Source organism: Enterobacter asburiae (genome assembly GCF_024599655.1).
Lineage (GTDB): Bacteria > Pseudomonadota > Gammaproteobacteria > Enterobacterales > Enterobacteriaceae > Enterobacter > Enterobacter asburiae_D.
Genome location: NZ_CP102247.1, coordinates 304260 through 330094 on the forward strand (window position 1 = coordinate 304260; position 25835 = coordinate 330094).

Below are 25835 nucleotides of genomic sequence, written 5' to 3' on the forward strand. Positions count from 1 at the left end.
AGCGCCTCCCGGCAAAAGCCCGATGGCGCGATGCTTATCGGGCCTACGTTATAGCCTTACACTCTCTCAAACACCGTCGCGATACCCTGACCCAGCCCGATACACATCGTTGCCAGACCAAACTGGGCATCTTTGCGTTCCATCAGGTTGATAAGCGTCGTGCTGATACGTGCTCCGGAGCAGCCCAGCGGGTGACCGAGGGCGATCGCGCCGCCGTTGAGGTTAATCTTCTCGTCGATCTGCTCCATCAGCCCCAGATCCTTAATGCACGGCAGGATCTGCGCGGCGAAGGCTTCGTTCATTTCGAACAGGTCAATGTCGCTGGCGGTTAATCCCGCTTTTTTCAGCGCCAGCTTCGAGGCAGGAACCGGGCCGTAGCCCATGATTGAAGGATCGCAGCCCACGACCGCCATCGAACGTACCCGAGCGCGAGGGGTTAAGCCCAGCTCGCGGGCGCGGCTTTCGCTCATCACCAGCATCGCGGCGGCACCGTCTGACAGCGCCGACGAAGTACCTGCCGTTACCGTACCGGTGACCGGATCAAACGCCGGGCGCAGCGTAGAAAGCGCTTCTACGGTGGTTTCCGGGCGGATGACTTCGTCGTAGCTGAACTGCTTCAGTACGCCGTCCGCGTCGTGGCCGCCGGTCGGGATGATCTCATTCTTAAAGGCGCCGGACTGCGTCGCCGCCCATGCGCGAGCGTGGGAGCGCGCGGCAAAGGCATCCTGCATTTCACGGCTGATGCCGTGCAGACGAGAGAGCATCTCGGCGGTCAGACCCATCATCCCCGCGGCTTTCGCCACGTTACGGCTCATGCCAGGGTGGAAATCGACCCCGTGGCTCATCGGCACGTGGCCCATGTGCTCAACGCCGCCCACCAGGCAGGCCTGCGCATCACCGGTCATGATCATACGCGCCGCGTCGTGCAGCGCCTGCATTGACGAACCGCACAGGCGGTTGACGGTGACAGCCGGAACCGAATGCGGGATCTCCGCCAGCAGCGACGCGTTGCGGGCGATGTTGAAACCTTGCTCCAGGGTCTGCTGCACGCAGCCCCAGTAGATATCGTCCAGCGCAGCAGGATCCAGCGCCGGGTTACGCGCCAGCAGGCTACGCATCAGATGCGCGGAGAGATCTTCTGCACGCACGTTACGGAACGCGCCGCCTTTTGAACGGCCCATCGGGGTGCGAATCGCATCAACAATGACAACCTTTTCCATTGTGACTCCTTAAGCCGTTTTCAGCTCGCCAACCGGACGGGCTGGCTCAACTGCTGGATAGTAGGGTTCGTTATGGCGCGCTTTGTTGCGCAGCCCTTCCGGCACCTCATAAAGCGGGCCGAGGTGCTGATACTGCTGAGCCATATCGAGATAGCGGGCGCTGCCGAGCGTGTCCAGCCAGCGGAACGCGCCGCCGTGGAACGGAGGGAAGCCCAGGCCGTATACCAGCGCCATATCGGCTTCTGCCGGGCTGGCGATGATGCCTTCTTCCAGGCAACGCACCACTTCGTTGACCATCGGGATCATCATCCGGGCGATGATTTCATCGTCGGAGAAGTCGCGTTTTGGCTGACTGACTTCAGCCAGCAGGCCATCGACCGCGGCATCTTCTTCTTTCTTCGGTTTGCCTTTGCTGTCTTCTTTATAGCGCCAGAAGCCCAGGCCGTTTTTCTGGCCGAAGCGGTTGGCGTCAAACAGTGCGTCAATGGCGTCGCGATAATCTTTCTGCATACGCTGCGGGAAGCCTGCCGCCATCACCGCCTGAGCGTGGTGGGCGGTATCAATGCCGACCACGTCCAGCAGATACGCCGGGCCCATCGGCCAGCCGAACTGTTTTTCCATCACTTTGTCGATTTTGCGGAAGTCCGCACCGTCGCGCAGCAGCTGGCTGAAACCGGCGAAGTAAGGGAACAACACGCGGTTGACGAAGAAGCCCGGGCAGTCGTTAACAACGATCGGCGTTTTGCCCATCTTGCTTGCCCATGCCACCACTTTAGCAATGGTTTCGTCGGAGGTTTTTTCCCCACGGATCACTTCGACCAGCGGCATACGGTGTACCGGGTTGAAGAAGTGCATCCCGCAGAAGTTTTCCGGACGCTTCAGGACGCTCGCCAGTTCGCTAATCGGAATGGTGGAGGTGTTAGAGGCCAGCACGGTCTCAGGACGAACCTTGTCTTCCGTTTCCGCCAGCACCGCTTTTTTGACTTTCGGATTCTCGACGACGGCTTCGACCACCACGTCGACACGGTCGAAACCGCTGTATTCCAGCACAGGCTGAATGGTGGAGATCACGCCTGCAAGCTTCAGCCCGTCAATTTTTCCGCGTTCCAGCTGTTTATTCAGCAGCTTGGCCGCTTCGGTCATGCCCAGCGTCAGGGATTTCTCGCTGATGTCTTTCATCACTACCGGCACGCCTTTCCAGGCCGACTGGTAAGCGATGCCGCCACCCATAATGCCGGCGCCGAGTACCGCCGCATGTTTTGGCGTCTCAACGTTTTTAGTCAGCTGTTTGGCTTTACCCTTCACGAACTGATCGTTGAGGAAGATACCGACCAGCGCGCGGGCTTCATTGGTGTGCGCCAGCGGAACAAAGCTCTGATTTTCGAGCTTCAGCGCCTCATCGCGACCGAGGCGGGCAGCCGCTTCAATGGTTTTCACCGCCGTGATAGGCGCCGGGTAGTGTTTACCCGCCGTCTGCATCACCATGCCTTTGGCGATGGTGAAGCTCATGGTGGCTTCAATTTTGCTGAGTTTTAATGGCTCCAGCTTCGGCTGGCGTTTGGCTTTCCAGTCGAGGTCGCCGTTAATGGCCTGACGCAGAATGGCGAGTGCGCCTTCAACCAGTTTCTCTGGCTTCACAACGCCGTCGACCAGGCCAATTTTCTGCGCCTGTTCGGCGCCGACATCTTTACCTGCGGCAATGATCTCCAGGGCGCTGTCGGCACCCAGCATGCGCGGCATACGTACGGAACCGCCAAAGCCCGGCATGATGCCCAGCTTGGTTTCCGGCAGGCCGATGCGCAGGTCCGGCGTCGCCAGACGATAGTCGGTCGCCAGCACGCACTCGCAGCCACCGCCCAGCGCATAGCCGTTAACGGCGGAAATGGTCGGGACAGGCAGATCTTCCAGACGATTAAAGACGCTGTTGGCAAAGTGCAGCCACTGGCTCAGCTGTTCTTCCGGGACCAGGAACAGCGAAAGGAACTCGGTGATATCGGCACCGACAATAAAGGCCGCTTTGTTCGAACGCAGCAGCAGCCCTTTTAATTCAGGTTGTTTTTCAAGAACATCCAGCGCCTGGCCAAGACTGGCCACCGTCGCGGTATCAAGCTTGTTCACTGAGCCGGGGGCATCGAACACCAGTTCGGCAATGCCATCTTCCAGCCAGTTGAGGTACAGGGTGTCGCCTTTGTAGAGCATGTCAGTCTCCTGAATCGAGCAATTGGATCTGGTCATACCAGATGAATCGGAGTGTGGGATTTATGTTAATAAAATGCAAATTACTCATTAAGAAAATGCTGCATTGATCACGGTCGGTGGAAATCACGCAGCCGGAGTGAGGTGTGCTAAGATGCGATGACTTGAGGTCAAAAAAACGAAAGGAAGAATGATGGACTCACTGGCTTCGCTTTATAAAAATCATATCGTTACCCTACAGGAACGTACCCGCGATGTACTGGCCCGCTTTAAGCTGGATGCACTGCTAATCCACTCCGGCGAGCTGATGAATACCTTTCTGGATGACCACGCGTATCCGTTTAAGGTGAACCCGCAGTTTAAAGCCTGGGTGCCGGTGACTCAGGTTCCGAATTGCTGGCTGCTGGTGGACGGCGTGAACAAGCCGAAACTGTGGTTCTACCTGCCGGTCGATTACTGGCACAACGTGGAACCGCTGCCGACCTCTTTCTGGACGGAAGAGATTGACGTGATTGCACTGCCGAAAGCGGACGGCATTGGCAGCCAGCTGCCTGCGGCGCGTGGCAACATCGGCTACATTGGCCCTGTTCCAGAGCGTGCTCTGGGTCTGGATATTCCGGCAGACAAACTCAATCCGAAAGGGGTGCTGGATTACCTGCACTATTACCGCGCGTATAAAACCGACTACGAACTTTACTGCATGCGTGAAGCGCAAAAAACGGCGGTGAACGGTCACCGTGCGGCGCATGAAGCGTTCCAGTCCGGCATGAGCGAGTTCGACATCAACCAGGCCTATCTGACCGCGACAGGCCACCGTGATACCGACGTGCCGTACAGCAACATTGTCGCGCTGAACGAGCACGCGTCTGTGCTTCACTACACCAAACTGGATCACCATGTTCCGTCGGAAATGCGCAGCTTCCTGCTGGACGCAGGGGCAGAGTATAACGGCTACGCGGCCGACCTGACCCGTACCTGGGCGGCGAATGCGGATACCGATTTCGCGCAGCTGATTAAAGACGTGAACGATGAACAGCTGGCGCTGATTGGCACCATGAAAGCCGGAACCAGCTATGTGGATTACCACATCCAGTTCCATCAGCGCATCGCAAAACTGCTGCGTAAGCATCAGATTGTGAAAGACATGAGCGAAGAGGCGATGGTCGAGAACGATCTGACCGGGCCATTCATGCCGCACGGTATCGGTCACCCGCTGGGCCTGCAGGTTCACGACGTTGCTGGCTTTATGCAGGATGATACCGGTACGCACCTGGCGGCACCGTCTAAATATCCTTACCTGCGCTGCACCCGTATTCTGGAGCCGCGTATGGTGCTGACGATTGAACCGGGGATCTACTTTATCGAATCCCTGCTGGCGCCGTGGCGTGAAGGCCAGTTCAGCAAACACTTCAACTGGGAAAAAATTGACGCGCTGAAGCCGTTTGGCGGTATTCGCATCGAAGATAACGTTGTGGTTCACGAAAACGGTATCGAGAATATGACGCGAGACCTGAAGCTGGCCTGATGGAAAGCTGGCTGATACCGGCTGAACCGGTCACCTTTGTTGAGGAAATCAAGAAAAGCCGCTTTATTACGCTACTGGCGCATACCGACGGCGTAGAGGCGGCAAAGGCGTTTGTCGAGTCCGTCCGGGCTGAGCATCCTGACGCACGTCACCACTGTGTGGCGTGGGTAGCAGGGCCGCCAGACGATTCGCAACAGCTGGGGTTTTCCGACGACGGTGAACCGGCGGGTACGGCCGGTAAACCTATGCTTTCGCAGCTGATGGGCAGCGGCGTGGGTGAAATTACCGCCGTGGTGGTGCGCTACTACGGTGGTATTTTGTTAGGCACGGGTGGGCTGGTTAAAGCGTACGGCGGTGGGGTTCAGCAGGCATTGAATATGCTCATAACCACCCGCAAAACGCCGCTCACCGAATATACTTTACTGTGCGATTACGCCCAGTTATCCGGCATCGAGGCGCTGCTGAGGCAGTTTAACGGCGTCATCGCGCACAGTGAATATCAGGCAATGGTGCAATTACGCGTGGCGCTTCCTCAGGCGGAACTGGCTGCTTTTTCAGCAAAACTGGCTGATTTTAGTCGTGGTTCGTTGCAATTGCTGCCGATTGAAGAATAATCCCCACCTCACTTTTGAATACCAAAGGAAGCGGCAGAGATGCATTTTCGTGCCATAACCCGAATCGTTGGACTGCTGGTCATACTCTTTTCCGGGACGATGATTCTCCCTGGACTGGTGGCGCTTATCTACCGAGACGGCGCGGGGCGGGCATTTACCCAGACCTTCTTTGTCGCGCTGGCGATTGGCTCGCTGCTGTGGTGGCCAAACCGTCGTCAGAAAGGTGAGCTGAAATCTCGCGAAGGCTTTTTGATTGTGGTCCTGTTCTGGACGGTGCTGGGGAGCGTCGGTTCGCTGCCCTTCATCTTCTCTGAACAGCCTAACCTGAGCATCACGGATGCCTTTTTTGAATCGTTCTCCGGTTTAACGACCACCGGGGCGACGACGCTGGTGGGGCTGGATTCACTTCCGCATGCCATTCTCTTTTATCGCCAGATGCTGCAGTGGTTCGGGGGGATGGGAATCATCGTCCTGGCGGTGGCTATTCTGCCGATTCTGGGCGTCGGGGGGATGCAGCTCTATCGCGCCGAAATGCCCGGACCGCTGAAAGATAACAAGATGCGCCCGCGTATTGCCGAGACGGCGAAAACCCTGTGGCTTATCTATGTCTTGCTGACGGTGGCCTGTGCGCTGGCGCTTTGGTTCGCCGGGATGCCCGCTTTCGACGCCATCGGACACAGCTTCGCGACGATCGCGATCGGCGGGTTCTCCACTCACGATGCCAGCGTCGGCTACTTCGACAGCCCAACCATTAACACGATTATTGCCATTTTCCTTCTGATTTCAGGCTGTAACTACGGTCTGCACTTCTCCTTACTGAGCGGGCGCAGCCTGAAGGTGTACTGGCGTGACCCAGAGTTCCGCATGTTTATTGGCGTCCAGCTTACGCTGGTGATCATCTGTACCCTGGTGCTGTGGTTCCATGATGTCTACAACTCCGCGCTGACTACGCTAAATCAGGCGTTCTTCCAGGTGGTATCGATGGCGACGACCGCCGGATTTACCACGGACAGCATCGCGCGCTGGCCGCTGTTCCTGCCGGTGCTGCTTTTATGCTCTGCATTTATCGGGGGCTGTGCGGGGTCTACGGGCGGTGGCCTGAAGGTGATTCGTATTCTGCTGCTGTTTAAGCAGGGGAACCGCGAGCTGAAGCGTCTGGTCCACCCGAACGCGGTCTACAGTATTAAACTGGGAAACCGCGCGCTGCCGGAACGTATCCTCGAAGCGGTGTGGGGATTCTTCTCGGCGTATGCGCTGGTCTTTATCGTCAGCATGCTGGCGATTATCGCGACGGGAGTGGATGATTTCTCCGCCTTTGCGTCCGTCGTCGCAACATTGAACAACCTCGGGCCTGGCCTGGGCGTTGTGGCGGATAACTTTGCCAGTATGAACCCGGTCGCGAAATGGATCCTCATTGCCAATATGCTGTTTGGTCGTCTTGAGGTCTTTACGCTGCTGGTGCTGTTCACCCCTACATTCTGGCGCGAGTAAGGAGCCGTTGATGAAAACACTGATTCTTTTCTCTACGCGAGACGGGCAAACGCGTGAGATTGCCGCGTATCTGGCATCGGAATTAAAAGAGCTGGGTATTTACTCGGATGTGGTGAACCTGAACCGTGCGGAGCAGATAACCTGGCAGGATTACGATCGCGTGGTAATTGGCGCGTCAATTCGTTACGGGCATTTCCATCCGGCGCTGGACCGCTTTGTGAAAAAGCACACGGCGGTACTCAACAAATTGCCCGGTGCGTTTTACTCGGTCAATCTTGTCGCACGTAAAGCCGAGAAGCGTACGCCGCAGACCAACAGCTACACGCGCAAGTTTTTGCTCAGCTCGCCGTGGCAGCCAGACCTGTGCGCCGTCTTTGCCGGCGCGCTGCGCTATCCTCGCTACCGCTGGTATGACCGCTTTATGATCCGCCTGATTATGAAGATGACCGGGGGTGAAACCGATACGCGTAAAGAAGTGGTTTATACCGACTGGTCGCAGGTGGCCAGTTTTGCGCGGGAAATCGCACATTTAACGGGCGATTCGCGACTTAAATAAGCGTTAAGTTTGAAAAGTGAGCGAACGAAAAGTTTTTTGTATTTTGTGCTTGTCACTTCAGAATAACTCCCTATAATGCGCCTCCACTGACACGGAACAACGGCTTACAGGCCACCGGGTTAGCGGGGTTCAGAGATGAACGCCAGCAGAGAAAAGCGAAAATAAACGCTTGACTCTGAAGCGGGGAAGCGTAATATGCACACCCCGCGCCGCTGAGAAAAGCGAAGCGGCACTGCTCTTTAACAATTTATCAGACAATCTGTGTGGGCACTCAAAGTGACATGGATTCTTAATGTCTTCGGACAATAAATGAATACCAAGTCTCTGAGTGAACATACGTAATTCATTACGAAGTTTAATTCACGAGCATCAAACTTAAATTGAAGAGTTTGATCATGGCTCAGATTGAACGCTGGCGGCAGGCCTAACACATGCAAGTCGAGCGGTAGCACAGGGAGCTTGCTCCTGGGTGACGAGCGGCGGACGGGTGAGTAATGTCTGGGAAACTGCCTGATGGAGGGGGATAACTACTGGAAACGGTAGCTAATACCGCATAACGTCGCAAGACCAAAGAGGGGGACCTTCGGGCCTCTTGCCATCAGATGTGCCCAGATGGGATTAGCTAGTAGGTGGGGTAACGGCTCACCTAGGCGACGATCCCTAGCTGGTCTGAGAGGATGACCAGCCACACTGGAACTGAGACACGGTCCAGACTCCTACGGGAGGCAGCAGTGGGGAATATTGCACAATGGGCGCAAGCCTGATGCAGCCATGCCGCGTGTATGAAGAAGGCCTTCGGGTTGTAAAGTACTTTCAGCGGGGAGGAAGGTGTTGAGGTTAATAACCTCAGCAATTGACGTTACCCGCAGAAGAAGCACCGGCTAACTCCGTGCCAGCAGCCGCGGTAATACGGAGGGTGCAAGCGTTAATCGGAATTACTGGGCGTAAAGCGCACGCAGGCGGTCTGTCAAGTCGGATGTGAAATCCCCGGGCTCAACCTGGGAACTGCATTCGAAACTGGCAGGCTAGAGTCTTGTAGAGGGGGGTAGAATTCCAGGTGTAGCGGTGAAATGCGTAGAGATCTGGAGGAATACCGGTGGCGAAGGCGGCCCCCTGGACAAAGACTGACGCTCAGGTGCGAAAGCGTGGGGAGCAAACAGGATTAGATACCCTGGTAGTCCACGCCGTAAACGATGTCGACTTGGAGGTTGTGCCCTTGAGGCGTGGCTTCCGGAGCTAACGCGTTAAGTCGACCGCCTGGGGAGTACGGCCGCAAGGTTAAAACTCAAATGAATTGACGGGGGCCCGCACAAGCGGTGGAGCATGTGGTTTAATTCGATGCAACGCGAAGAACCTTACCTACTCTTGACATCCAGAGAACTTAGCAGAGATGCTTTGGTGCCTTCGGGAACTCTGAGACAGGTGCTGCATGGCTGTCGTCAGCTCGTGTTGTGAAATGTTGGGTTAAGTCCCGCAACGAGCGCAACCCTTATCCTTTGTTGCCAGCGGTTCGGCCGGGAACTCAAAGGAGACTGCCAGTGATAAACTGGAGGAAGGTGGGGATGACGTCAAGTCATCATGGCCCTTACGAGTAGGGCTACACACGTGCTACAATGGCGCATACAAAGAGAAGCGACCTCGCGAGAGCAAGCGGACCTCATAAAGTGCGTCGTAGTCCGGATTGGAGTCTGCAACTCGACTCCATGAAGTCGGAATCGCTAGTAATCGTAGATCAGAATGCTACGGTGAATACGTTCCCGGGCCTTGTACACACCGCCCGTCACACCATGGGAGTGGGTTGCAAAAGAAGTAGGTAGCTTAACCTTCGGGAGGGCGCTTACCACTTTGTGATTCATGACTGGGGTGAAGTCGTAACAAGGTAACCGTAGGGGAACCTGCGGTTGGATCACCTCCTTACCTTAAAGAACCTGCCTTTGCAGTGCTCACACAGATTGTCTGATGAAAAACAGCAGTAAAAAATCTCTACAGGCTTGTAGCTCAGGTGGTTAGAGCGCACCCCTGATAAGGGTGAGGTCGGTGGTTCAAGTCCACTCAGGCCTACCAAATTTGCGAAGCAAATTTGAAGAGGTTAGCAAAACGATGGGGCTATAGCTCAGCTGGGAGAGCGCCTGCTTTGCACGCAGGAGGTCTGCGGTTCGATCCCGCATAGCTCCACCATCTTTTACTGCAAACACAAGAAAACTTCAGAGTGAACCTGAAAAGGTGCACTGCGAAGTTTTGCTCTTTAAAAATCTGGATCAAGCTGAAAATTGAAACGACACACATGTTATGTGTGTTCGAGTCTCTCAAATTTTCGCAATTTGATGATGAATCGAAAGAAACATCTTCGGGTTGTGAGGTTAAGCGACTAAGCGTACACGGTGGATGCCCTGGCAGTCAGAGGCGATGAAGGACGTGCTAATCTGCGAAAAGCGCCGGCGAGGTGATATGAACCTTTGACCCGGCGATGTCCGAATGGGGAAACCCAGTGTGTTCCGACACACTATCGTTAACTGAATACATAGGTTAACGAGGCGAACCGGGGGAACTGAAACATCTAAGTACCCCGAGGAAAAGAAATCAACCGAGATTCCCCCAGTAGCGGCGAGCGAACGGGGAGCAGCCCAGAGTCTGAATCAGCTTGTGTGTTAGTGGAACGGTCTGGAAAGTCCGGCGATACAGGGTGATAGCCCCGTACACGAAAGCACACAGGTTGTGAACTCGAAGAGTAGGGCGGGACACGTGGTATCCTGTCTGAATATGGGGGGACCATCCTCCAAGGCTAAATACTCCTGACTGACCGATAGTGAACCAGTACCGTGAGGGAAAGGCGAAAAGAACCCCGGCGAGGGGAGTGAAAAAGAACCTGAAACCGTGTACGTACAAGCAGTGGGAGCACCTTCGTGGTGTGACTGCGTACCTTTTGTATAATGGGTCAGCGACTTATATTCTGTAGCAAGGTTAACCGTATAGGGGAGCCGAAGGGAAACCGAGTCTTAACTGGGCGTTAAGTTGCAGGGTATAGACCCGAAACCCGGTGATCTAGCCATGGGCAGGTTGAAGGTTGGGTAACACTAACTGGAGGACCGAACCGACTAATGTTGAAAAATTAGCGGATGACTTGTGGCTGGGGGTGAAAGGCCAATCAAACCGGGAGATAGCTGGTTCTCCCCGAAAGCTATTTAGGTAGCGCCTCGTGAACTCATCTTCGGGGGTAGAGCACTGTTTCGGCTAGGGGGCCATCCCGGCTTACCAACCCGATGCAAACTACGAATACCGAAGAATGTTATCACGGGAGACACACGGCGGGTGCTAACGTCCGTCGTGAAGAGGGAAACAACCCAGACCGCCAGCTAAGGTCCCAAAGTCATGGTTAAGTGGGAAACGATGTGGGAAGGCACAGACAGCCAGGATGTTGGCTTAGAAGCAGCCATCATTTAAAGAAAGCGTAATAGCTCACTGGTCGAGTCGGCCTGCGCGGAAGATGTAACGGGGCTAAACCATGCACCGAAGCTGCGGCAGCGACGCTTATGCGTTGTTGGGTAGGGGAGCGTTCTGTAAGCCGTTGAAGGTGTGCTGTGAGGCATGCTGGAGGTATCAGAAGTGCGAATGCTGACATAAGTAACGATAATGCGGGTGAAAAGCCCGCACGCCGGAAGACCAAGGGTTCCTGTCCAACGTTAATCGGGGCAGGGTGAGTCGACCCCTAAGGCGAGGCCGAAAGGCGTAGTCGATGGGAAACAGGTTAATATTCCTGTACTTGGTGTTACTGCGAAGGGGGGACGGAGAAGGCTATGTTAGCCGGGCGACGGTTGTCCCGGTTTAAGCATGTAGGCGGGAGTTTTAGGTAAATCCGGAACTCTTCTAACGCTGAGGTGTGATGACGAGGCACTACGGTGCTGAAGTAACAAATGCCCTGCTTCCAGGAAAAGCCTCTAAGCATCAGGTAACATCAAATCGTACCCCAAACCGACACAGGTGGTCAGGTAGAGAATACCAAGGCGCTTGAGAGAACTCGGGTGAAGGAACTAGGCAAAATGGTGCCGTAACTTCGGGAGAAGGCACGCTGATATGTAGGTGAAGCCCCTGCGGGTGGAGCTGAAATCAGTCGAAGATACCAGCTGGCTGCAACTGTTTATTAAAAACACAGCACTGTGCAAACACGAAAGTGGACGTATACGGTGTGACGCCTGCCCGGTGCCGGAAGGTTAATTGATGGGGTTAGCGGCAACGCGAAGCTCTTGATCGAAGCCCCGGTAAACGGCGGCCGTAACTATAACGGTCCTAAGGTAGCGAAATTCCTTGTCGGGTAAGTTCCGACCTGCACGAATGGCGTAATGATGGCCAGGCTGTCTCCACCCGAGACTCAGTGAAATTGAACTCGCTGTGAAGATGCAGTGTACCCGCGGCAAGACGGAAAGACCCCGTGAACCTTTACTATAGCTTGACACTGAACACTGGTCCTTGATGTGTAGGATAGGTGGGAGGCTTTGAAGCGTGGACGCCAGTCTGCGTGGAGCCGCCCTTGAAATACCACCCTTTAATGGCTGGTGTTCTAACGTAGACCCGTAATCCGGGTTGCGGACAGTGTCTGGTGGGTAGTTTGACTGGGGCGGTCTCCTCCCAAAGAGTAACGGAGGAGCACGAAGGTTAGCTAATCCTGGTCGGACATCAGGAGGTTAGTGCAATGGCATAAGCTAGCTTGACTGCGAGAGTGACGGCTCGAGCAGGTGCGAAAGCAGGTCATAGTGATCCGGTGGTTCTGAATGGAAGGGCCATCGCTCAACGGATAAAAGGTACTCCGGGGATAACAGGCTGATACCGCCCAAGAGTTCATATCGACGGCGGTGTTTGGCACCTCGATGTCGGCTCATCACATCCTGGGGCTGAAGTAGGTCCCAAGGGTATGGCTGTTCGCCATTTAAAGTGGTACGCGAGCTGGGTTTAGAACGTCGTGAGACAGTTCGGTCCCTATCTGCCGTGGGCGCTGGAGAATTGAGGGGGGCTGCTCCTAGTACGAGAGGACCGGAGTGGACGCATCACTGGTGTTCGGGTTGTCATGCCAATGGCATTGCCCGGTAGCTAAATGCGGAAAAGATAAGTGCTGAAAGCATCTAAGCACGAAACTTGCCCCGAGATGAGTTCTCCCTGACCCTTTAAGGGTCCTGAAGGAACGTTGAAGACTACGACGTTGATAGGTCGGGTGTGTAAGCGCAGCGATGCGTTGAGCTAACCGATACTAATGAACCGTGAGGCTTAACCTTACAACGCCGAAGCTGTTTCGGCGGACGAGAGACAGAAGATTTTCAGCTTTGATACAGATTAACAGAATTTGCCTGGCGGCTTTAGCGCGGTGGTCCCACCTGACCCCATGCCGAACTCAGAAGTGAAACGCCGTAGCGCCGATGGTAGTGTGGGGTCTCCCCATGTGAGAGTAGGGAACTGCCAGGCATCAAATAAGTGAAGAGGCCATCCGGAAGGATGGCCTTTTTGCGTTTATACGCTGCACAAACTAATCCCCCAACGCCCTGCTTATACGGTAAACTACCTGCGTTTTTGCATCAGGATAGCGTCTATGAACCACTCCCTTAAGCCCTGGAATACCTTTGGCATTCAACGCAATGCTAATCAAATTGTACGTGCCGATACTGCACAGCAACTGCTGGATGCATGGCAAAACGCGACAGAAAATAATGAACCCGTACTGATTCTGGGCGAAGGAAGTAATGTCCTGTTTCTCGATGATTTTGCGGGAACGGTGATCGTTAACCGCATCATGGGAATTGATGTGGAAGAGCGTGCCGACAGCTGGCACGTGCACGTGGGTGCCGGAGAAAACTGGCATCATCTGGTGCAATTTACCCTCGAAAAAGGGATGCCGGGTCTGGAAAACCTTGCGCTTATTCCAGGCTGCGCCGGATCGTCACCTATTCAAAACATCGGCGCCTACGGCATCGAACTGAAACATGTCTGTGAATATGTCGACTGCATCGAACTGGCGACCGGAACGGCTAAGCGTTTAACGGCAGAACAGTGCCGATTTGGCTATCGTGACAGTATCTTCAAACATGAATATCAGGACCGCTACGTGATTGTCGCCGTCGGTCTGCGCCTGTCGAAGAACTGGCAGCCGGTGCTGACCTACGGGGATTTAACGCGTCTCGATCCGGCGACCGTTACCCCCCGCGACGTTTTTGACTCGGTTTGCCATATGCGGATGACCAAACTTCCCGATCCAAAAGTAAACGGAAACGCTGGCAGTTTCTTTAAAAACCCGGTTATCAGCAGCGAAATTGCAAAAGCCTTTCTTGAAGGGTGGCCAGCAGCGCCACATTACCCTCAGGCAGATGGCAGCGTGAAGCTGGCCGCGGGGTGGCTCATCGATCAATGCCAGCTAAAAGGCACTTCAGTAGGCGGTGCCGCCGTTCACCAACAGCAGGCCCTGGTACTGATTAATCAACGCGATGCGACCAGCGATGATGTTATACAGCTGGCTCATTATGTTCGTCAGCGTGTGGGCGAAAAGTTTAACGTCTGGCTGGAGCCAGAAGTTCGCTTCATTGGCCGCACAGGTGAAGTCAATGCCGTGGAGGCCATCGCGTGAAAGACAATACTATCCCCTTAACCCTGATTAGCATCCTTGCTGACGGTGAGTTTCATTCTGGCGAGCAGCTGGGTGAACAGCTTGGCATGAGCCGTGCCGCCATTAACAAGCATATCCAGACGCTTCGCGACTGGGGTGTTGATGTGTTCACGGTTCCCGGAAAAGGCTACAGCCTGCCGGAGCCGATTCAATTGCTGAATGAGGAAACGATCCGCAGCCAAATTGGACACGGCAATGTTGCGGTGCTGCCGGTGATTGATTCGACGAACCAGTACCTTCTGGATCGTCTGCCTGAGCTAAAATCAGGCGATGCCTGCGTTGCTGAATATCAACAGGCTGGTCGCGGCCGTCGCGGTCGCAAATGGTTTTCGCCATTTGGCGCTAACCTCTATCTGTCCATGTACTGGCGACTCGATCAAGGCCCTGCCGCTGCCATTGGCCTGAGTCTGGTCATCGGTATCGTCATGGCGGAGGTGCTGCACGATCTGGGAGCGGATAAAGTCCGTGTTAAATGGCCTAATGACCTGTACCTCAACGATCGTAAACTTGCCGGCATTCTGGTCGAACTGACGGGAAAAACGGGCGATGCGGCGCAAATCGTCATTGGCGCAGGCCTCAATATGGTGATGCGCAATGTACAAAATGATGTGGTGAATCAGGCCTGGACTAACCTCCAGGAGGCGGGGATCGTCATCGATCGTAACACCCTTTCCGTACGTATGATTAAAGAGTTGCGCAGCTCACTTACGCTTTTTGAACAGGAAGGGCTGGCACCGTTCCTGTCTCGTTGGGAAAAGCTGGATAACTTCATCAACCGCCCGGTGAAATTGCTGATTGGTGATAAAGAGATCTACGGGACTTCCCGCGGTATTGACGCACAGGGCGCGCTGCTCCTGGAGCAGGATGGCGTGATCAAACCCTGGATGGGCGGTGAGATTTCACTGCGAAGTGCCGAATAACCGGATTGAGTTAATTATGCGAAAACCCGTCTGCGCGACGCTGGCCGTCATGATGAGTCTGCTGTTCTCGCCTCTCTCTCATGCGGATCGGGCCTGGGAGAGCTACAAGGCCCGCTTTTTCAAACCGGAAGGCCGCATTGTCGATACCGGCAATGGCGGCGTGTCGCATACGGAAGGTCAGGGTTTTGCCATGCTGATGGCGGTGGCCAACGACGATAAAACCACGTTCGATAAGCTCTGGCAATGGACAGACAGTCAGCTGAAGAACAAAGAAAATGGTCTGTTTTACTGGCGCTATAATCCCGCTGAGTCCAACCCGGTCGCCGACAAAAACAACGCTGCAGATGGTGATGTGCTGATTGCCTGGGCGTTGCTCAAAGCCGACGCCCGCTGGCACGACAAACGCTACAGCGCTGCATCGGATGCCATTACAAAAGCACTGATTGACCACAGCGTGATCCGCTATGCGGGCTACCGCGTGATGCTGCCCGGCGTCCAGGGATTTAAGCTTGAGGGTGAAGTAGTCCTTAATCCTTCCTATTTCGTGTTTCCGGCCTGGCAGGCCTTTGCCGGACGCAGTCATTTGCCGGTCTGGCGCGATCTGATTAAGGACGGGAAACGTCTGATGGGGAAAATGGGTTCGGGCAAAGCGAATCTGCCCGCTGACTGGGTTTCACTGGCATCTGGCGGCAAGCTGGCCCCGGCTAAAGGCTGGCCGCCGCGAATGAGCTATGACGCGATTCGTATTCCGCTGTACCTTGCCTGGTCTGATAAGCAAAGCCCGCTGTTGACGCCGTGGAAAGCGTGGTTTGGGCAATTCCCCCGGGAGCAAACGCCCGCCTGGGTTAACGTCACCACTAACGAATATGCGCCTTACATGATGGAAGGCGGCCTGTTGGCCGTGCGTGATTTAACGATGGGGCAGCCTTCCGGAGAACCCGAAATCACCTCTAAAGACGACTACTATTCGGCAAGTCTGAAAATGCTGGTGTGGATTTCAGCGCAATAATAACGCACTGGCTATCCCCTCTCCCCGATGGGGAGAGGGTTAGGGTGAGGGGGAAATCAGTTACTGCGGATACGGTACCCAATCCCCGCCGTTCAGGCGAACATACGGTTTGTTCTGATACTGGATCACCACCGCGTTGGCGTTCTCGGAAACTTCCGCCGTTTGCGGCAGTTTGCTGGTGAGCTGATCCCAGTTCACACTATCTTCCACAAACAGCTTCCCGTCAACGGCGCGGGCAACCAGCTCAGAGATCGCCAGATAGCTGGTTGGCTGTGTAATCTCAATCGGTGCGCCCTGATGCGGTGCCTTCATCCCAAAGAATTTAATGCCTGCAGGCACGTTGGTGATGGACGGGCTTGGGATATCACGCAGGCCTGACACCTGCATTCTGTCACCCTTCAGCGCACCACCGTGCTCAGGCACCACAACCACCATCACTTTACGGCCTGACTTTTCCAGCTCCGTGAAGAACGCGTCCAGCTCGTCGAAGAATTTCTGCGCACGCACTTTATAATCTGCCGTTTTGCTCACGCCCGGGAAATGGTTACCGTCGTGGAGAGGCAGGGTATTAAAGAACGTCGCGCTGCGTGGATTACTGTCTTTTTCGATGGTCTGCAGCCAGCGTTGCAGGACGGCGGTATCGTCATAAACGGGCGAACCGTCGAAGCCCAGCAGAGAGACAGGAAGACCGGTTTGATCCATCAGCGGTGCCTGCATGCCACCCTGTTCGCGCACCTCTTTCAGGAAGTTACCGAACTGGCCGTTATGCCCCAGCATCAGATGCTGCGTAAAGCCCAGTTTTGCGAGGTTATCGAACAGATAACACTGGTTGCCGGCGGGTTGATACAGGTTTTTATGCGATGTCTGACCGCAGCTTGCACGCAGCAGGCGGATTGCCGCCGGGCCGCTGTACGAGGTGGCAGAGTTGAAATCTTTAAACTGAATGTCGAAATGTGACCACAGCGGATGAGACATCAAACCGGCGGCGTCCACGTCGGCCCAGGAGAGAGAGCAGATGTTAATCACCAGCAGTTCAAACGGCTGAGCATCCGCCGGCAGCGCATCCGGGAATTTAGTCTGTCGCTTGTCTTCCGCGGTATAGAAACTGGAGAGCCAGGCGTTCAGGTTGGTTGAGGTCGGCGGTGCGGTCTGGGTAGGGATATCACCCACCACAGGCGTATCGCCTGCCGTGGTGACGGTTGCCGCTGCGCTTCCCCCTGTGGTGGTCACCGTGGTGGTCGGTTGACCGGCAGGCCACAGCGAAAAGTTCGGCCCAGCCAGCGTCAGCACGTTAAGCCAGATCATAATCGCGACGACAAACACCGTTACGCGGATCCACTGTGACAGGAACAGCCAGGCAACCAGCAGCACAAATACCGCGCCAATCATCTGCCAGTTAATAAAGCGCTCGGTCAGATCGAGGACATAGCTGGCGCTAAAGCCCGCCACCTGCGACCCCTGGCTCATAATGCTGTCCGGCCCCGGTAGCCAGGTATCATGCCAGAACAGCGCAAAGCCGAGAGGGATAGCTACCCAGTGGCGTAAGCGATGCAGCCTGATATTCGGCAGCGGCATCAGCAGGAAGGCCATAAACACGAGGTTGAGAAGGGGATGGAAATTCAGATAGCCTGCCCACAGCAGACCAAACTTCACCAGAAAGTAGAAGTTCCAGCCGGAAAGGCCGCGCCAGTATTGCCAGAGCGGCGAGGGTGACGAAGCGGTATAGGTAGAATTAGTCATGTTTTCGGTCTGCCTTGACGTGTGATGCCCGTGTCAGTGTTCCGGCTGGTTTTACGTAGCGAGGTTTTATAAACAGCACTCTGGCCGTATCGCGGATACGGCGTATGGAATGGCGCGCATAGTAGCCAAGCGGGAAAAAGATCAGCGCACAGAATATAACCAGTTGAATGATATCGCTGATATTCATGATGATGCGTTCTCCGCGTTGTCTGTTAATAAGCGAAGGGGCTCCGGAATCCGACGCCAGACGTGTCCATCATGTCTGGCATTGAGGATCGGTTTGGCATCGCTCTTGATTGCGAGCGGTTTGGCCCATTGTTCTGGCTGGAGCGCACGCATCTGCACCAGCTCCGCGCTAATCGTATTATCTTCGAACCAAATCATACGGTTCGAGAAAATATCCCCGGTAGGCAGGGGGAAGATGTGGTTAAGCGCCGTATCGAGATCGTTGACCCGGCAGAAGGACAAAAACAGCACCAGGCGATTGTCGCCGATGGTCATGATGTCCCCTGTACGGTTCGGGCGACATAGGGTGAGAGCCTGTTCAACGCGAATACCCGGTACAGGACGCAGGGCGACCATAACCCCTTTTCCATCAGCAGGAAGAAGCGTGTTGCTCATCATGTTGCCGACGGCGTCGCAGAAGGTATCCCATTTTTGGTATCCACGCAGCTTCATCGGCTGCGTCATGGAGAGCAGCGTGGAAATATCTTCCGGCACATGGCGGCTAAACTGCTGGCCCTGAACGCTTTCGATAAGCGTCAGGCAGCGTGACAACGGCGCATTCCATGGAATAACCATATTGGCGCCGCAGCCCAGAAGCAGGCGCTCATCGGTTGCGCGCAGGCTGGTATTATTTTCGCGCACGATGATTTTCAACGCACTGCCGCGCTGGCGGCGTAAGGTGTGGATTTGCCTTGCCAGCGTCTCAATCTGGTTATTCTGCATCAGCGAGAAAATAATGGTTGCCGCCTGGGTTGTGCGGGCTTCATGGAAAAGGGCTTCGTTAGATTCAAACAGTGACCAGTTTTCCGACAAGGCAGGTGCACCCTCTAAAACCGCGATATGGCTCAGGATGCGTTTTTCATCACTGCGCGGCTGTACCACGGTTTCTTCCTGCTGCGCCAGGTGCCACTCGCCCTCAATATGTTTCAGCGTAAGCTGTTGCCTGGCGCTCACGCCTTTTTCATTACACCAGAAGGCAATATCGTAGAGATAGCTGCCCGCCTGGTCACGAATGCTTGCCAGACCAAACAGGGAGCGATATTCGCCCATTAAAAGTGAAAACAGCTTGTCATTATTACTGCCGGGATTGACTATCAATAGCGTGCAATTTTGAAATTTTGCCCATTTATTGATTTTTTCCAGCCACGGCAGCAGTTTTTCAGCAGGCATATTTTGCAGGACGTTATTTGCACATTTCAGAATCACTAAATAGTGATCCGGATCAATAGAGCACTGAACGTCGCGGGACAAAAAGTATAGACTATCGGCTTCCGAAGTCATGGAAAATAATCGCACCGTCTGGGGACCGCGACCACTTTCAAGCGCGATAATTTTTCTGGGCTCTTCGCCCATGCTAATGACGGCCACGCGGGAATCCTTATCCTGAGCAGCAATTGTCTGGTTTACCAGACTGATAGCATCTTCATTACGGTCCGTATTAATCCACCAGACTCCTCCGACTGGCATGTGGCTCAATTCGTCCCATAATGACTGGATGCCAATAGAAAATATGGAGTCCACGGTGTCCCTCTTTTCGTCTAATTTATCTGTATCTCAGTTTACTAGCGAAAGCGTAGAAATAAACCTAACATTGAAATTAAAGAACATCAGATTTAGCATGTAAATGAAATTTCATAGGGCAGGACGCCTCGCTACTTCTGATCTGGCGATTCTACGCAAAGGGATGGAAAAAGAATGGATAATAACGAACCCGGAACCCCAGTCGATTCGACCCTGGGTTACACATTCCAAAACGATTTTCTGGCGCTGACGCAGGCCTTTTCTTTACCTGAAATAGATTACACCGATATTTCCCAGCGGGAACAGTTGGCCGCGGCTATTAAACGCTGGCCGTTATTAGCTGAATTCGCCAATCAACAATAAGGGAGCCATTGATGGCCATACTCGGATTACAGGGTGTCCGTGGCGGTGTGGGTACCACATCTGTTACCGCGGCGCTGGCGTGGTCATTACAGCTTTTAGGTGAATCGGTGCTGGTTATTGACGCCTGCGCCGATAATTTGCTGCGTATGTCGTTTAACGTCGACTTTACTCGCGAAGAGGGCTGGGCCCGCGCGCTGCTTGATGATAAAGACTGGCAGGATGCAGGGATGCGCTATACCTCCCAGCTCGATCTGCTGCCGTTTGGTCAACTGACCACCACGGAGCGCGAGAATGAAGCCGCGTATCAGCGCCTGTTTTCGCAGTTCACGCTGGCGCTGCAGACTCTGAAAGAAAAGGGGCACTACAAGTGGATCCTGCTGGATCTGCCGCACGGCGCCGGCACGCTGACCCGACAGCTTATCGCCCAGTGCGATCATGTGCTCTCGATCGTCAACGTCGATGCGAACTGCCATATCCGCCTGCATCAGCAGGGGCTACCTCAAAATGGCCATATCCTGATTAACGATTTGCGCATTGGCAGCCAGATCCAGGACGATCTGTATCAGGTCTGGCTGCAAAGCCAGCGCCGTCTGCTTCCCATTGTCATCCATCGTGATGAGGGAATGGCGGAATGCCTTGCGTCTAAGCAACCGCTCGGCGAATACCGCAGCGATTCACTGGCGGCAGAAGAGATCCTGACGCTGGCTAACTGGTGTCTGCTGAACTTCGCCAACAGGGCGGAGCATGCAGGGAGTTCTGTATGAGTCGTCTCGCCAGCTGGTTACTCATCCCGCCGGTCAGTTCGCGTTTGAGCGAACGCTATCGGCATTTCCGCCGGCACGGTGCTTCGGCATTTAGCGCCGCGCTCGGCTGTTTCTGGATGATTCTGGCCTGGATGTTTATTCCACTCGAACACCCGCGCTGGCAGCGCATACGTGCCCGGCACAGTGAGCTCTATCCGCACATTAATCCCGACCGGCCGCGTCCTTTGGATCCGGCGCGTTATCTCATTCAGGCCATCTGGCTGGTGGCCACCTCATCCCGCTCAGAGAAAATAACGCCGCACTGGCGCAGTTTCTCCCGCGTGCAGCAGTTACGTGAACGCTACCACCAGTGGCTGGATAAACTGCCCAACAGCGTAAGCGATAAGACCAGCCATCTGGATAACCATAAAGAGCTCGGGCATCTCCACCCGGGCTTGCGGCGTTTTATCCTCGGCGTGATCGTGGTGTTCTCGCTCATTCTGGCGCTGGTCTGTATTACGCAACCTTTCAACCCTCTGGCGCAGTTCACCTTCCTGATCCTGCTGTGGGGCGTGGCGCTGCTGGTCCGCCGTATTCCGGGCCGCTTCTCGGCGCTGATGCTGATTGTGTTGTCGTTGACCGTCTCCTGTCGCTACATCTGGTGGCGTTATACCTCAACCCTGAACTGGGACGATCCGGTCAGCCTGGTGTGCGGCCTGGTGCTGCTGTTTGCCGAAACCTACGCCTGGATCGTGCTGGTGCTGGGCTATTTCCAGGTCATTTGGCCGCTCAACCGCCAGCCGGTTCCGCTGCCTAAAGACACCGCGCAGTGGCCGTCTGTTGATCTCTTTGTACCAACCTACAACGAAGATCTGAGCGTGGTGAAAAATACCATTTATGCCGCTCTGGGCATCGACTGGCCGAAAGATAAGCTCAAGGTCTGGATTCTGGATGACGGCAACCGTCCGGCGTTCCGCCAGTTCGCAGAAGAGGTTGGCGTCGAGTACATCGCCCGTCCGACTCACGAACATGCGAAAGCCGGGAACATCAACAACGCGTTGAAGTATGCCACAGGGGAGTTTGTCTCGATCTTTGACTGTGACCACGTGCCGACGCGCTCGTTCCTGCAGATGACCATGGGCTGGTTCCTGAAGGAGAAAGAGCTGGCGATGATGCAGACGCCGCACCACTTCTTCTCGCCGGATCCGTTTGAACGTAACCTTGGCCGTTTCCGTAAAACCCCGAACGAAGGCACGCTGTTCTATGGCCTGGTGCAGGACGGAAACGACATGTGGGATGCCACCTTCTTCTGCGGCTCCTGTGCGGTTATCCGCCGTAAGCCGCTGGATGAAATTGGCGGAATCGCCGTCGAAACGGTCACTGAAGATGCGCACACCTCTCTGCGCCTGCACCGTCGTGGCTATACCTCGGCGTATATGCGTATTCCGCAGGCTGCCGGTCTGGCAACGGAGTCACTGTCGGCGCACATTGGTCAGCGTATTCGCTGGGCGCGCGGGATGGTGCAGATTTTCCGCCTCGATAACCCACTGATAGGGAAAGGGCTCAAGCTGGCGCAACGTCTCTGCTACGTCAACGCCATGTTCCACTTCTTATCCGGAATCCCGCGGCTAATCTTCCTGACCGCGCCGCTGGCGTTCCTGCTCCTTCACGCTTATATCATTTACGCCCCGGCGCTGATGATTGCGCTGTTTGTTCTGCCGCACATGATCCACGCGAGCCTGACGAACTCGAAGATACAGGGTAAATACCGCCATTCCTTCTGGAGTGAAATCTACGAAACGGTGCTGGCCTGGTACATTGCACCGCCGACGATGGTGGCGCTGATTAACCCGCATAAAGGGAAATTCAACGTCACCGCGAAGGGCGGCCTGGTGGAAGAAGAGTACGTCGACTGGGTGATCTCCCGTCCGTACATCTTCCTGGTATTGCTGAATATCGTTGGCGTCATCGCCGGTATCTGGCGTTACTTCTACGGCCCGGAAAACGAAATCCTGACCGTCTTCGTCAGTATGGCCTGGGTCTTCTACAACCTGATTATCCTCGGCGGTGCGGTAGCGGTGTCGGTGGAGAGCAAACAGGTTCGTCGTGCGCATCGCGTTGAAATCTGCATGCCTGCGGCGATCGCCCGTGAAGATGGCCACCTCTTCTCCTGTACCGTACACGACTTCTCTGACGGTGGTCTGGGGATCAAAATCAACGGCCAGGCGAAGGTGCTGGAAGGGCAAAAAGTTAACCTGCTGCTTAAGCGCGGTCAGCAGGAATATGTCTTCCCGACGCAGGTGGTTCGCGTGGCGGGCAATGAAGTCGGTCTGCAGCTGATGCCGTTGACCAAAAAGCAACATATTGATTTTGTGCAGTGTACGTTTGCCCGCGCGGATACGTGGGCTCTCTGGCAGGACAGCTTCCCGGAAGATAAACCTCTGGAAAGCCTGCTGGATATTCTGAAGCTGGGGTTCCGTGGCTATCGTCACCTTGCAGAATTTGCCCCGTCGTCGGTGAAATTAATTTTCCGGTCACTTACTTCGCTGGTTTCCTGGGTCGTGTCGTTCATTCCTCGTCGTCCTGAGCGGGATGAGGCGAAGCAGGCGGACCCGGTTATGGCTCAACAATGATGATAACGCGATGAAAACAAAACTTTCCTGGTTATGTGCAGTGGCAATGGGGATGAATGTTATCCCCGCAACAATGGCTAACGCAGCTCCTGGTAACGCAGCGGCAACGCCTGCGCCAACGGTACCTGTCGTCGCGCAGGCAACCGATCCGGTTGTCACCGCGGCACCTGGTCAAACAGAAAATATCACGCCAAACCAGCCAACGGAGGGGAACACCCTGCCGGCAGACGGCCAGGTTATCGGGCAGGTGATGCCGGGCGTCCGGGGGGCGAACGCGCCCGTCGTCGCGGACAATGCGCCGTCACGGGACGTGAAGCTGACCTTCGCGCAAATCGCACCGCCTCCGGGCAGTATGGTGCTGCGCGGCATCAACCCTAACGGCGGCATTGAGTTTGGCATGCGCAGCGATGAGGTCGTCTCTAATGCGGTGCTGAACCTTGAATACACCCCGTCGCCGTCTCTGCTGCCGACACAGTCTCAGCTGAAGGTCTACCTGAATGATGAGCTGATGGACGTTCTGCCGGTCACGAAAGAGCAGCTGGGCAAGAAAACCCAGGCTCAGGTGCCGATCAACCCGCTGTTCATCACCGACTTTAACCGCATCCGCCTGGAGTTTGTCGGTCACTACCGCGATGTCTGCGAAAACCCGGCCAGCAACACGCTGTGGATGGACGTCGGGCGTAACTCCTCGCTGCAGATGACCTACCAGTCGCTGGCGCTGAAAAACGATCTCTCGGCCTTCCCGGTTCCGTTCTTTGATCCGCGTGATAACCGTCCGCTCACGCTGCCGATAGTGTTTGCATCGTCCCCGGACGTGACCGAGCAGCTGGCGGCCACCATTGTGGCGTCCTGGTTTGGTTCACGTGCCGGCTGGCGTGGTCAGAGCTTCCCGGCGATGTATGACAAACTGCCGGATAGAAATGCCATTGTGTTTGCGACCAACGCGAAACGCCCGGCCTTCCTGCGCGATCATCCGGACGTCAAAGCGCCGACCGTTGAGATGATAAGCCATCCGGAAAACCCGTACGTGAAGCTGCTGGTGGTCTTTGGCCGCGACGATAAAGATCTGGTGCAGGCCGCAAAAGCGATTGCCCAGGGCAACGTCCTTTTCCGCGGTAACAGCGTGGTGGTGGATGAGGTCAAACCGCTGCTGGCGCGTAAACCTTATGATGCGCCAAACTGGGTGCGTACCGACCGTGCGGTGACATTTGGCGAGCTGAAAACCTATGAAGAACAGCTGCAGGCGACGGGGCTTGAGCCCGCGCCGATTAGCCTGTCACTGAATCTGCCGCCGGATTTGTACCTGCTGCGTACCAACGGCATTGATATCAATCTGAACTACCGCTATACCGCGCCAGCGACCAAAGACAGCTCGCGCATGGATATCAGCCTGAACAACCAGTTCCTGCAATCGTTCAGCCTGCAAAGCACCCAGGATACTAACCGCCTGATGCTTCGCCTGCCGGTGTTGCAGGGGCTGCTGGACGGTAAAACGGATGTCTCCATCCCGGCACTGAAGCTGGGTGCGATAAACCAGCTGCGCTTTGACTTCCAGTACATGAACCCGATGCCTGGCGGCTCGGCGGAAAACTGCATTACCTTCCAGCCCGTACAGAACCACGTTGTGATTGGCGACGAGTCGACTATCGACTTCTCGAAGTACTATCACTTCCTGGCGATGCCGGATCTGCGCGCCTTTGCTAACGCGGGCTTCCCGTTCAGCCGCATGGCCGATCTTTCTGACTCCATTGTGGTGATGCCAAAAGCGCCAAGCGAAGGGCAGGTCACGACCCTGCTGGACACCATGGCGACCGTTGGGGGACAGACGGGATTACCGGCGATTAACGTCACGTTGACGGACGATGGCAGCCAGATTCAGAACAAAGACGCTGACATTCTGGTGATCGGTACCATTCCGGACAAGCTGAAGGATGACAAACGTATCGATCTGCTGGTGAAAGCGGCCCAGTCCTGGGTTAACACGCCGCTGCGCCAGACCGAGTTCCCGAGCATTATGCCGGATGCGAACGATCGTCAGGCCAGCGCGCAGACGACGGTCACGTCTCAGGGGGCAATGGCCGCGGTGGTAGGCTTCCAGTCACCATACAACGACCAGCGCAGCGTGGTGGCTCTCCTGGCGGACAGCCCGCGCGGGTATGAACTGCTCAATACGGCCATGAACGACAGCGGTAAACGTGCCGCGATGTTTGGCTCCGTGTCGGTGATCCGTGAGTCCGGCGTCAATAGCCTGCGCGTGGGCGATGTGTACTACGTGGGTCATCTGCCGTGGTTTGAACGCCTGTGGTATGCGATGGCTAACCATCCGGTTCTGCTCGCCATCCTGGCGGCGGTCAGCGTGGTCTTGCTGGCGTGGGTGCTGTGGCGTCTGCTGCGTATCATCAGCCGTCGTCGTCTGAACCCGGATGAGTAAGATGT

Annotated in this window: 16 protein-coding genes, 2 tRNA genes and 3 rRNA genes; 16 read left to right on the top strand and 5 right to left on the bottom strand. The window is 55.3% G+C overall.

Going from position 1 to position 25835, the window contains the following annotated elements:
• Nucleotides 1-56 precede the first annotated feature (56 nt).
• Nucleotides 57-1220: an acetyl-CoA C-acyltransferase FadA gene (fadA, locus tag NQ230_RS01430; RefSeq protein WP_008501515.1), complete on the bottom strand. Its 1164-nt coding sequence runs from the start codon at nt 1218-1220 to the stop codon at nt 57-59.
• 9 nt (nt 1221-1229) lie between these two features.
• A complete protein-coding gene (gene fadB, locus NQ230_RS01435; protein WP_213823057.1) occupies nt 1230-3419 on the bottom strand; it encodes a fatty acid oxidation complex subunit alpha FadB in 2190 nt (729 codons plus the stop codon).
• Between the two features lie 190 nt (nt 3420-3609).
• Here fadB and pepQ point away from each other — a divergent pair, with 190 nt between their 5' ends.
• From pepQ to NQ230_RS01495, 12 genes are all read left to right on the top strand, one after another.
• Complete coding sequence (gene pepQ, locus NQ230_RS01440; RefSeq protein WP_023333783.1) at nt 3610-4941, top strand: Xaa-Pro dipeptidase; 1332 nt, start codon at nt 3610-3612, stop codon at nt 4939-4941.
• Nucleotides 4941-5555, top strand: coding sequence for an IMPACT family protein (locus NQ230_RS01445; RefSeq protein WP_121423306.1), 615 nt, complete (start codon nt 4941-4943; stop codon nt 5553-5555). Before pepQ ends, NQ230_RS01445 begins: the two co-directional genes overlap by 1 nt.
• A gap of 39 nt (nt 5556-5594) precedes the next feature.
• The gene (trkH, locus tag NQ230_RS01450; protein ID WP_023309600.1) at nt 5595-7046 is read left to right on the top strand and encodes a Trk system potassium transporter TrkH; all 1452 of its coding nucleotides are present in this window, start codon (nt 5595-5597) and stop codon (nt 7044-7046) included.
• Nucleotides 7047-7056: 10 nt separating this feature from the next.
• On the top strand, nt 7057-7602 hold the full coding sequence (gene hemG, locus NQ230_RS01455; RefSeq protein ID WP_257259656.1) for a menaquinone-dependent protoporphyrinogen IX dehydrogenase: 546 nt from the start codon (nt 7057-7059) through the stop codon (nt 7600-7602).
• A 377-nt stretch (nt 7603-7979) separates the two neighbouring features.
• A 16S ribosomal RNA gene (locus NQ230_RS01460) occupies nt 7980-9519 on the top strand.
• Nucleotides 9520-9589: 70 nt separating this feature from the next.
• Nucleotides 9590-9666 (top strand) — tRNA-Ile (locus NQ230_RS01465).
• Nucleotides 9667-9704: 38 nt separating this feature from the next.
• A tRNA-Ala gene (locus tag NQ230_RS01470) sits at nt 9705-9780 on the top strand.
• Nucleotides 9781-9960: 180 nt separating this feature from the next.
• Nucleotides 9961-12866: ribosomal RNA gene (locus NQ230_RS01475) — 23S ribosomal RNA — on the top strand.
• Between the two features lie 71 nt (nt 12867-12937).
• Nucleotides 12938-13053: ribosomal RNA gene (gene rrf, locus NQ230_RS01480) — 5S ribosomal RNA — on the top strand.
• The 16S, 23S and 5S rRNA genes sit together here with 2 tRNA genes alongside, the layout of an rRNA operon.
• A 124-nt stretch (nt 13054-13177) precedes the next feature.
• Nucleotides 13178-14206, top strand: coding sequence for a UDP-N-acetylmuramate dehydrogenase (murB, locus tag NQ230_RS01485; RefSeq protein ID WP_193941732.1), 1029 nt, complete (start codon nt 13178-13180; stop codon nt 14204-14206).
• Nucleotides 14203-15165 (top strand): bifunctional biotin--[acetyl-CoA-carboxylase] ligase/biotin operon repressor BirA, encoded by a 963-nt coding sequence (gene birA / locus NQ230_RS01490; RefSeq protein WP_159515101.1) that lies wholly within the window; start codon nt 14203-14205, stop codon nt 15163-15165. The genes murB and birA overlap by 4 nt, the downstream gene beginning before the upstream one ends.
• A 16-nt stretch (nt 15166-15181) precedes the next feature.
• A complete protein-coding gene (locus tag NQ230_RS01495; protein WP_257259657.1) occupies nt 15182-16174 on the top strand; it encodes a family 8 glycosyl hydrolase in 993 nt (330 codons plus the stop codon).
• A 60-nt stretch (nt 16175-16234) separates the two neighbouring features.
• On the opposite strand, the gene bcsG is transcribed toward NQ230_RS01495, so the two are convergent.
• The 3 genes from bcsG to bcsE are packed head-to-tail and all read right to left on the bottom strand — an operon-like array spanning nt 16235 to nt 19660.
• Nucleotides 16235-17914, bottom strand: a complete 1680-nt coding sequence (gene bcsG, locus NQ230_RS01500; RefSeq protein WP_159515099.1) for a cellulose biosynthesis protein BcsG — start codon at nt 17912-17914, stop codon at nt 16235-16237.
• Nucleotides 17907-18104, bottom strand: a complete 198-nt coding sequence (gene bcsF / locus NQ230_RS01505) for a cellulose biosynthesis protein BcsF (RefSeq protein WP_024908822.1) — start codon at nt 18102-18104, stop codon at nt 17907-17909. Before bcsF ends, bcsG begins: the two co-directional genes overlap by 8 nt.
• Nucleotides 18098-19660 carry a cellulose biosynthesis c-di-GMP-binding protein BcsE gene (bcsE, locus tag NQ230_RS01510; RefSeq protein ID WP_257259658.1) on the bottom strand — a complete coding sequence of 521 codons (1563 nt, stop codon included), beginning with the start codon at nt 19658-19660 and terminating at the stop codon, nt 18098-18100. Before bcsE ends, bcsF begins: the two co-directional genes overlap by 7 nt.
• Before the next feature lie 174 nt (nt 19661-19834).
• Here bcsE and bcsR point away from each other — a divergent pair, with 174 nt between their 5' ends.
• Genes bcsR through bcsB form a run of 4 tightly spaced genes read left to right on the top strand, consistent with a single transcriptional unit; the run spans nt 19835 to nt 25830 of the window.
• On the top strand, nt 19835-20023 hold the full coding sequence (gene bcsR / locus NQ230_RS01515; protein WP_121426188.1) for a cellulose biosynthesis protein BcsR: 189 nt from the start codon (nt 19835-19837) through the stop codon (nt 20021-20023).
• An 11-nt stretch (nt 20024-20034) separates the two neighbouring features.
• Nucleotides 20035-20787, top strand: a complete 753-nt coding sequence (bcsQ, locus tag NQ230_RS01520) for a cellulose biosynthesis protein BcsQ (protein WP_213329065.1) — start codon at nt 20035-20037, stop codon at nt 20785-20787.
• Nucleotides 20784-23399: a UDP-forming cellulose synthase catalytic subunit gene (gene bcsA, locus NQ230_RS01525; protein WP_257259659.1), complete on the top strand. Its 2616-nt coding sequence runs from the start codon at nt 20784-20786 to the stop codon at nt 23397-23399. The genes bcsQ and bcsA overlap by 4 nt, the downstream gene beginning before the upstream one ends.
• A gap of 10 nt (nt 23400-23409) precedes the next feature.
• Complete coding sequence (gene bcsB / locus NQ230_RS01530; protein ID WP_257259660.1) at nt 23410-25830, top strand: cellulose biosynthesis cyclic di-GMP-binding regulatory protein BcsB; 2421 nt, start codon at nt 23410-23412, stop codon at nt 25828-25830.
• Nucleotides 25831-25835 lie beyond the last annotated feature (5 nt).